This window comes from Enhygromyxa salina (assembly GCF_000737335.2).
In the GTDB taxonomy this organism is placed as follows: domain Bacteria; phylum Myxococcota_A; class Polyangia; order Nannocystales; family Nannocystaceae; genus Plesiocystis; species Plesiocystis salina_C.
This window is the reverse complement of sequence record NZ_JMCC02000177.1, coordinates 1-9,808: the sequence shown is the minus strand read 5'-3', so window position 1 is coordinate 9,808 and position 9,808 is coordinate 1. Positions and strand designations below refer to the sequence as shown.

The 9,808-nt window shown below is 69.3% G+C and carries 3 protein-coding genes and 1 pseudogene; 1 reads left to right on the top strand and 3 read right to left on the bottom strand.

Annotated features, from left to right (window positions below; genetic code table 11):
• Nucleotides 1–625 (bottom strand): annotated as a pseudogene (locus DB30_RS39180) (hypothetical protein); the annotation flags it as partial.
• A 189-nt stretch (nucleotides 626–814) separates the two neighbouring features.
• Between DB30_RS39180 and DB30_RS39175 the strand changes: the two are divergent.
• Nucleotides 815–4,546 carry an AgmX/PglI C-terminal domain-containing protein gene (locus DB30_RS39175; RefSeq protein WP_165704158.1) on the top strand — a complete coding sequence of 1,244 codons (3,732 nt, stop codon included), beginning with the start codon at nucleotides 815–817 and terminating at the stop codon, nucleotides 4,544–4,546.
• 10 nt (nucleotides 4,547–4,556) lie between these two features.
• Here the strand turns inward: DB30_RS39175 and DB30_RS39170 are convergent, their stop codons facing one another.
• Entirely contained in the window at nucleotides 4,557–6,374 is a 1,818-nt protein-coding gene (locus DB30_RS39170) for a Mur ligase family protein (RefSeq protein ID WP_052559048.1), read from the bottom strand.
• Complete coding sequence (cphA, locus tag DB30_RS39165; RefSeq protein ID WP_052559046.1) at nucleotides 6,375–9,266, bottom strand: cyanophycin synthetase; 2,892 nt, start codon at nucleotides 9,264–9,266, stop codon at nucleotides 6,375–6,377.
• Between the last annotated feature and the right edge of the window lie 542 nt (nucleotides 9,267–9,808).

The window sequence follows — 9,808 nt, the reverse complement described above, 5'->3', positions numbered from 1 at the left end:
AGCAGCCAAGCTGCCCCGGGTCGACGTGGCCAAGCCGGCCTCGGTGGTCGGTCGCCCGCGCGAGGCCAAGGCCCGCGTCGAGCTGCCGGTCAGCGCCCGCCGTCACCCGCTCGAAGCCGAGCCCACGCAGGCTCGCCAACACCACCGCGCAACAAACCCCGACATGGACCGAGGTCTCGAGCCCGCTGACCGACCACCAGATCGCGCCGCGCTGCAGGGAGTACAGCGCAAACGGCAGCAGAGCCGGCAGCGGTCGCATGAACCGCCGCGCGATCGCCCATTGCAGGTACGCGATCACGAGCAACGCGAGGCAGCCGATTAATTTGAGCGGCGTCGCCTCGAGCTCCCCGAGCCCAGCGAAGCCGGCGGCGATCACCACGTGGGCAAAGTTGGAGTAGCCCTCGACCGGCGCCTCGCCGACGTTCCAGACCAAGCCCGCGCCCGCGGCCAGGTGCTTGGCGTAGCGCAGCGTGATGTAGGCGTCATCGGTCGTGAACGGCCAGGCCGCGGCGACGCGGGTGAGCGTTCGCCAACCCAGCCACAGGCACGCGATCACGAAGCCAAGCTCCCCGACCCGCTCGCCGGTTCGGGGGCCCGCTGCCGCGCTGTGCGTCTTGGCGCCCACGTGGGGGTCAGGGTCGGCGATTTTGTCTCGCGTGTCGCCTGGCTCGACTGCCCGGTCCGCGTCGATGGCTGCGGCCCTGCAAAGTTCCGCGAACATCACAAACAAACGTCGCGCTCCGGTTGAGTCCCCGCACCTTTGCGGCGGTGGATCGGCGTGGCACCGAACATGCCCGTGCCCTATCGTGGTGCGATGCGATCGTATCGGTGGCTCCCGTGTGTCGAGCTTCTCATGCTTGGGGGCCTGCTCGCGTGCGCACCAAAGGGCCAGCCGGACAAGCAGGCCCAAGCTCAGCAAGATCAGCAAGGCCAGCAAGACCAGCTGCCCCAAGCGCTCGAGTTCACCCCCACAGACCTCGACCCGCGGGCGCTCCCGGCCCTCAATTCGGATCCCAAGACCGCCCCGCTGAGCCTGACCGCGAGCGACGGCACCGGGCTCGAGCTGGTGTCTGTCACCGCCCGCGCCGTCGTTCAAGAGCCGCTCGCGTTCACCGAGCTGCACCTGGTGTTCGACAACCCCGAGGCCCGAACGATCGAAGGCAACTTCCAGATCGACCTGCCGCCGGACGCCGCGATCTCGCGCTTCGCCATGAAGATCGACTCGCGCTGGCAAGAGGGCGAGGTCGTCGAGCGCCAGGCCGCGCGCCGGGCCTACGAAGACTTCCTGCATCGCAAGCAAGACCCCGCGCTGCTCGAGAAGCAGGCTGGCAACCGCTTCGCCGCGCGGGTGTTTCCGATCCCCGCGAACGCCCGCAAGGAGCTGATCATCTCTTACTCGCAAGAGCTCCCTGACTCGCGCGAGCCCTACCGCTTGGTGCTCGAGGGGCTACCCAAGCTCGAGGAGCTCGACGTGAAGATCGTGATCGACCAGCCAAACGCTGGGTCCGCGACCTCGCTCGGCGGGGCGTCGTCTTCACGCGAGGAGATCGTCGTGCACAAGACCAACTTCGTGCCCGATCAGAACCTCGAGGTCGCTTCCAAGCGGCCAGCGGCCGCGGTTGGGATCCGCCACGAGGAATTGGTGCTGGCGCGGGTCACTGCGGTCGGGGATCTGCCGCCGGACCCGATCGACGAGCTCACGATCTTGTTCGACACCAGCGCGTCGCGGGCGTTGGGCTTCGCGGGCCAGCTGCATCGGCTGCAGGCCCTGATCGAGCAGCTGCGGGCCTCGAAGCCGGATCTGCGGCTGCGCGTGATGAGCTTCGACCAGGGCGTGTCGTTGATCTACGAGGGGGCCGCGAGCGGGTTCGGCACCAAGCAGCTCGAGGCGATCTACGGCGCGCGGGCGATGGGGGCCTCGGATCTGACGCGCGCGCTCACCCAGCTGGCCCACGCTGGCGGGACCAAGCGCGTGCTGCTGGTCACCGATGGCATCGCCACCGCCGGGGACACCGAGCTCGCGGCATTGCAGGCGGCGGTGAGCGCCCTCGGCCAAGCCGGCGTCGAGCGCCTCGACGCGCTGATCGACGGCGGCCTCCAAGACCGGGACGTGCTCGCGGCCATGACCTCGGCCGGGCTGGCCCGCGACGGGGTCGTGCTCGATGCGCGGGCGCCCGCGGCCACGCTGGCCGCCCGGCTGGCGATGGCGACCGCGTCGGACATCACGGTCACGGTGCCGGGCGCCGAGTGGAGCTGGCCGAACACGCTCGACGGCGTGCAGCCCGGTGACGAGGTCCTGGTCTACGCCAAGCTGCCCAAGGACATGGGCATGCGCGTGCTCATGGGCGGCGGCGCGCAGACCTCCGAGGCCCCCGTGCAGCTCACGACGGTGTCCAAGCCGCTGCTCGAGCGCGCGTGGGTGGGCGCGCGGATCGAAGCGACCACGCTGCAGCGATCCGAGCTGGGTGACTCGGCGGCGGACAAGCTGCTGCGCGACGAGCTCGCCCGCGAGATCGTGCGGCTGTCGACCACCCACCGGGTGCTCAGCGACTTCACGGCCCTGCTGGTGCTCGAGACCGAGCAGGACTACGCCCGGTTCCAGATCGACCGCAAGGCGCTGGCCGACATCCTGACGATCGGCGAGGTGGGCAGCGGCGCCGGCAACCTCGGCGTCGTTGCGACGCACCGTGAGGATCTGTGGCTGGCCGACGGCGCTCCCAACCCCAACAGTCCAAGCACCCCAACCGTCACCAGCTTCAGCGCCAAGCAGGCGACTGAGTTCGACGACGACGGCGACGAGTTCGAGTTCGAGGAGGAACCGCCAGTTGAAGAGGAGCTCCGCCGAGACGGGCAGCGGCACCGCGGTGAAGAGGGCACGATGGGCCGGCCCGGCTCCAGCTCGGGCCTGTACGCCATGCGCGGGCCCGCCCAAGACGACGACGCCAAAGCTGACGAGGATGTATGGGGCGGGCTGACCGGCTCAGAGATCGGCGAGGCCTACAACACCGACGGCCTGGGTCTGGTCGGCACGGGCCGCGGCGGCGGCGGGACCGGCGAAGGCACGATCGGGCTCGGCAACACCAGCCGGATCATCGGCCGCGGCGGCGGGGGCGGCTCGGAATCGGGCTACGGCCGGGGGTCAGGCGCTGGCTTCGGAGGCCGGGGCACCCGGGTGCCCATGGTGCGCCAGGCCGCCGCCGAGGTCGTTGGTTCGCTCGACCGCGACATCATCCGTCGGATCGTTCGGGCCCACATCAACGAGGTCCGCTCCTGCTACAACGCCGGGCTGAGCCGTGATCCCAGCTTGGAGGGTCGCGTGGAGATCGGGTTCACGATCGACGCGATGGGCGACGTCGACCAGTCTGTCGTCCAGACCACGACGCTCTCGGACGCGGCGGTGTCAACGTGTATCGCCCGGGCCGTCAAGCGCTGGCGGTTTCCCAAGCCGGACGGGGGCGGGACTGTCAGGGTCACCTACCCGTTCCTGCTCAGCCCCGGCGAAGCTCCGCCACCCGTCGTCGAGCAACCGCTGCCGCCGCCGCTGACGGCCGCGGAGATCGAGCGACTCAATCGCCAGGCAGAGGCCGAGCAGGCCGCAGCGGACGCGGCCAAGCGCAGCGAAGACAGCCCCTACACCGGCAAGCTGTTCGAGGTGATGACCCTGCTCGACGACGGCGAGCACAAAGCAGCGCTCAGCGCCGCGCTGGCGTGGCATGACGAGAGCCCCGGCGACGTGCTCGCGCTGCTGGCCGTCGGCGAGGCGCTCGAGGCCCTGGGCAAGCCGCAGGCGGCCGCGCGCGCCTACGGCTCGCTGATCGACCTGTTCCCGGCCCGCGCCGACTTGCGCCGCTACGCGGGCGCCCGGCTCGAGCGGCTGGGCGAAGCCGGCATGCAGCTCGCGGCCAACACCTACGCGCAGGCCGTCGCCCAACGGCCCGATCACCCGGCCAGCCATCGCCTCTACGCGTACGCGCTGCTGCGCCAGGGCCAGCTCGAGCCCGCGCTCGCGGCGATCGAGGCTGGGGCCAAGCGCGACTATCCGTCGGGCCGGTTCGAGGGGGTCGATCGGATCTTGAGCGAAGACGTGGGGCTGATCGCGTCGGCGCTGATTAAGGCCGCCCCCCAGCGGCGCGGCGAGATCGAGGCCCGGGTCCGGCTCGCGGGCGGCGTGATGCCGAGCGGGCCAAGCCTGCGCTTCGTGATGACCTGGGAGACCGACGCCAACGACGTGGACTTTCACATCCACGACGGCCAGGGCGGGCACGCGTACTACTCGGATCGCACGCTGGCGTCGGGCGGGCTGCTCTACGCGGACGTGACCACCGGCTACGGGCCGGAGTGCTTCACGATCTCCGGCAAGCCCGCGGCGTTTCCCTACCGGTTCGAGGCCAACTACTACTCGCGCGGGCCGATGGGCTACGGCATGGGCAAGCTGCAGATCCTCCAGAGTGACGGTCAGGGCGACCTGCGCTTCGAGGATCGGGTCTACGTGATCATGAAGGACAGCGCCTTCGTCGATCTCGGCAGCCTCGCCAAGCCGCTCTAGTTCTTAGTTCTTAGCTAGTGGTCCAACCGTGGCGCGACAGCCAAGCGCCAACTTGCTCGCGCTCGGTGTGGACCAGCAGCACGATCAACTCGTCTGGGTTCGCGCCGGCCAGCGCCGCCTCGAGCGAGGAGACCTCGTCGGCTGCGTGGATGATCTCGCCGGTATAGCCGGCGTCGCGTAGACCCTGCTCGAGCAGAGGCGGGACCACGCCACGCTCGCGTCCGCGCAGGTAGGCTTGCTGCTCGCGCAGGATCACCCGGCGCGGCTCGAAGCGGGTCAGCGCAGCTCCGATCGTGCGCAGATCGGCGTCGCTGCGATCGCCCGCCATCCCAACGCACAGCTGCGCGGGCTTGCCGAGCCCGCGCACGAGCTCGGCCATCGCCTGCAGCCCCGCGAGGTTGTGGGCAAAGTCGAGCAGCAGCGAGACCCGCTCGCTCCCCTCGCGCGAGCGCGTCCACATCCGCGCGCGGCCGGGGTTGTCCTGGGGCTTCGCTCCAAACTCCTGGAGCGCGGCGATGATCGCCTCATCGGCGATCCCCAGCCCGCGAGCCGCGGCCGCGGCCGCCAGCGCGTTGGCGATATTGTGACGGGCGGCCCCGCCAAAGCTCAGCGGCAATTCCTCGATGCGACACAGGGGCCAGCTCCCATCCCCCTGCAGACGAACGATCTGTCGATCCACGACGGTCCAGACCTCGCCGCCCCCCGCCAGCGCGCGGCGCAACGTTTCATTGTCCGCGTCGGTCGAGAACCACACGATCGGGGCGGGCAGCTCACGACCACGCGACCACGCGACCACGGCCGCGCAGTCGGCCCCCAGCACGATCCGCCCGTCGGGATCGGCGATCGTCGCAACGATCCCCTTGGCCGCGGCCATCGCTTGGAGATCGAACACGCCGTACTCACCCAAGTGATCACGCGCGACGTTGGTGATCACCGCAACCCGACACCCGTGGACACCGGCCCCCCGGCGCAGCAGCCCGCCCCGCGCCGACTCGAGCAGCGCGAGGTTGATCTCCGGGTTGCGCAGCACCGCCCGCGCGCCGCCGGGGCCGGTCCAGTCGCCGGTCTCGACCAAGCGCTCGTGAACGTACAGCCCATCGGTCGAGGTGTTGCCGACCCGCAGCCCCTGCTTGCTAGCGATCCGCGCCAGCAACCGCGTCGTCGTGGTCTTGCCGTTGGTCCCGGTGATCAGCGCGACCGGGCCCGCGCGCAGCTGCGACCACTCGACGCTGGCCGGCCCTGGCAGGCGCGCCAGCGGCCAGGACACGCTGCCGCCAAAGTAGCCGAGCGAGAACTCGGCGTCATCGAGGAGCCACGGGACACCGCGGGCCTCGGCCGCCGCGATCAGCTCGAGCACGCCGCGGCGATCGTCTTGCTCGCTCGCGGCGACCGCCGCGAGCCGCTCGAGCGCGGCGTCGGATCCCACGGCTTCAGCCCCGGAGGCGTGCTCGCTGACCTGACAGCCTGCACCTTCAGCTCCGCGTTCGAGCTCGGCCTGCGCGACCGCCCACTCGTTGAGCTCGGTCGCCGCGTACAGACGATCAACCGCGGCGCTGCACATCAGCTCCACGCCGCACCGCCCCTCGAGGTCCTCGAACCGGCGAACATGCAGCTGCGCCGTCCAGCCAAGCGTAGCGAGGCCGTGGCCGATCGCCGCCCGCCAGCGCGCGATGAATTGCTCGACCTTGGCGCCGGCGCCCAAGCGCAGCTCGATGATCGCCCCCGGCGAGCGGGTGTGAATATTGGGGCCCGTCAGCCGGCGCGAGTCGATGACTTCGACCGTTGGCGCGCGTGTTGAATCGGTCGACCGTGGCGGGTCGCCCGTCACTCAGTCGCTCTCCTCGCGCGCGATCCGAACCCCGCGCTCGTCGACGATCACGTCCTTGTGCTTGCCGATCGTCAGCGGACGATCATCGCGAACCGGCTCGACGTCATCCGCAGGATCGCTCGACTCCTGATCCGCGAGCGGCACGACCGGGTGCGATCCGGTGCCAAGGCCCGACGCGAGCGCGGGCGAGAGCGCGGGCGCGAGGTTGCCGATGCCGTCGACGATCGCTTCGGCGTCCGCGCGGCCCTCACCGCCAAACTGGACGATCTGCTTCCAACAGCGGGTGATGTTGTCGCCGAAGATCACCAGCAGATCCTTGGGCTCGCCCATGCGCAGCCCCGCCGTGACCGCGGCCTGCTCGTCTTCGATCGTGGTGATCGCGTCGGCCGAGACCCCAGCCTCGAGCAGCGCCGCGCGCAGGATCGCCGGCACTTCATCTGGTTCACGCCCGCGCAGGGAGTCATCGCGGCGCAGCACGAATTTGTCGAACGCCGTGGCGGCAGCGACTGCGATGCCACGAATGTCCTCGTCGCGACGATCACCGGGCGCCGCGAGCACGCACAGCCGCCGGCCACCCACGTCCATGCGCTTGGCGGTCTCGGCCATCGCGGCCACGGCCGCGGGGTTGTGACCGTAGTCGAGGATCACCTTGAAGGGCAGCTCGTCGAACACGTTGAGCCGGCCCGGCGCCTGGAAGAAGGTCGTGTCGAAGGTCCGCAGACCGACCCGGATGTTGTCGACCTTCACGTCCATCACCCAGGCGATCAACGCGGCGAACATCGCGTTTTGAACGTTGAAGATCGCCTTGCCCTCGAGCGTGGCGGGGATCAGGTGGGTCCACAACAAGGGGATGTGGCTGCCCTTGTCGTAGAGCGTGATCATCTGCCCGTTGATGCCCTCTTCGAGCACGATCGCAGCCCCGCCCGCGCGGATGTGCTCGCGGACCAGCTCGTGCTTGGGGTTTTGGGTCACGTAGGCGATCCGCTTGGCCTTGGAGTAGTCGGCCATCTGCAGGCAGTGGGGATCGTCGGCGTTGAGCACCGCGCAGTCGCGGCTGACCTCGACGACGATCCGCTTGAGCTCCGCGAGCTGCTCGACCGTGTCCACGCCGCCAAGCCCAAGGTGATCGGCGCTGACGTTGAGCACGGCGCCGACGTTGTTGGACCGATAGCCCAGGCCCGAGCGCAGCAGCCCACCCCGAGCGGTCTCGAGCACCGCCGCGTCGACGGTTGGATCACGCAGGACCATCTGCGCCGAGACCGGACCGGTCATGTCGCCGCTGACCGTGCGCTCGCCGTCAATGTAGACGCCGTCGGTCGTGCACAGGCCCACCGTCTTGCCCGACATCTTGAGGATGTGGGCGACCATGCGGCTGGCCGTGGTCTTGCCGTTGGTCCCGGTGATCGAGGCGATCGGGATCCGGGCGGGCGTGCCCGGCGGGAACAACATGTCGATCACCGGCCCAGCGACGTCGCGCGGGGTGCCCTCGGTTGGCGCGACGTGCATGCGAAAGCCTGGCGCCGCGTTGACCTCACAGATCGCGCCGCCGACCTCGCGGTACGAGCGTGAGACGTCGGTCGTGATGAAGTCGATGCCGGCGACATCCAGGCCGATCGCCGACGCGGCCCGCTGAGCCATCTCGCGGTTGTCGGGGTGGACGACGCTGGTCATGTCGATCGCGGTCCCGCCAGTGGAGAGGTTGCCGGTTGAGCGCAGGTAGAACACCTCGCCAGCGGGGATCACCGATTCTTCGGTCATGCCGCCGGCCTCGAGCAGGCGTCGGGCTTGGTGATCGAGCTCGATCCGGGTCAGCACCTTCTCGTGGCCGATGCCCCGGCGCGGATCCGCGTTGACCAGATCGATCAGCTGCGCAACCGTCCGCTCGCCGTCGCCAACGACGTGGCCGGGCACGCGCTTGGCGACCGCGATCAGCTTGCCGTCGATGACCAGCATGCGGTGGTCGAAGCCGGCGATGTAGGTCTCGACGATGACCGTGCGCGAGTGCTCGCGGGCCTTCTCGAACGCCACCCGGACCGCGTCCTCGTCGTTGAGGTTGATCGACACGCCGCGGCCATGGTTGGCGTCGAGCGGCTTGACGACGACCGGGTACCCGAGCCGCTCGGCGACCCGCGCCGCCCGCACTGGATCGCGCACGAGGTACTGGCGCGGCACCGGCAGCCCCAGATCCGCCAGGATCTGGTTGGTCTCTTCCTTGTCCGACGCGATCTCGACCGCGATGTGGCGGGTCTCGGAGGTGACCGTGGCCTGGATCCGCTTTTGGTAGCGCGCGTGGCCAAACTGCACGAGCGAGTGGTCGTTGAGCCGCAGCCACGGGATGTCGCGGGCCTCGGCCGCGCGGACCAACGACGCCGTTGACGGGCCCAGCTGACGGCGCTGGGCCATCCCGATCAGATCGTCGAGCTCTTCCCCAAACTCGAGGTCACCCACGTCCGGGATGCCCTCGATCTTCAGCGAAGCAGGGATCAACGAGTGCAGCAGCCGCATCGCCAGCTTACCCGCCGCCTCCCCGACCCGCTCTTCTTCGAACTGATAGACGACGTGGTACTCGCCCTCGGCCCCCGCCCCGCGCGTCTTGCCAAAGCTGACGTCCGCGCCAGCGAGATTTTGGATCTCGATCGCCACGTGCTCGAGCACGTGGCCAAGCCAGGTGCCCTCGTCTTCACGCAACCGTCGCACGAACCCACCCGCGCCGCCGTACGAGCAGCCGTGCTCACCAAGACTGGGGATCGCCGCGAGCAGCCCATCCGCGAAGCCGGGAATTTTCGCGCTGGGCCAGCGCTCGAGCTCGCCCAGATCGAGGCGCAGCCGAATGACCGGGAAGTGTGCGTAGAGGTTGGGGCCGCGGTAGATGCGTTGCTCGAGGATCTTCATCGGAGGACCTGAAGGGAGGCCCGAGCATATGCCTCTCCCGTGACCCATGGGGCGAGGATTTTTCCGAGTTGTCGGACCCCTTTCTAAATTCTCCGAGGACGCACCAGCGGCCGCAGTCGACGAGGTCCAAGACCTCTGTCTTGGCTATTCAAACCCGCCAGTACACAAGCCAACACGTATATGGAGGGGTACCCGGTGGCTACTGGTGGCCAGACGAGAGCCCCCTGCTAGGGGGCCACACATGCGACAGCGAACAGCCTGCCCATTGGGAGCGAGCGAAGCGAGTGACCGCGAAGTGCGAAGGCCTCTGTGGGGGTCAAAGGCAGAAGAGCCCCCTGCTAGGGGGCCACACATGCGACAGCGAACAGCCTGCCCATTGGGAGCGAGCGAAGCGAGTGACCGCGAAGTGCGAAGGCCTCTGTGGGGGTCAAAGGCAGAAGAGCCCCCTGCTAGGGGGCCACACATGCGACAGCGAACAGCCTGCCCATTGGGAGCGAGCGAAGCGAGTGACCGCGAAGTGCGAAGGCCTCTGTGGGGGTCAA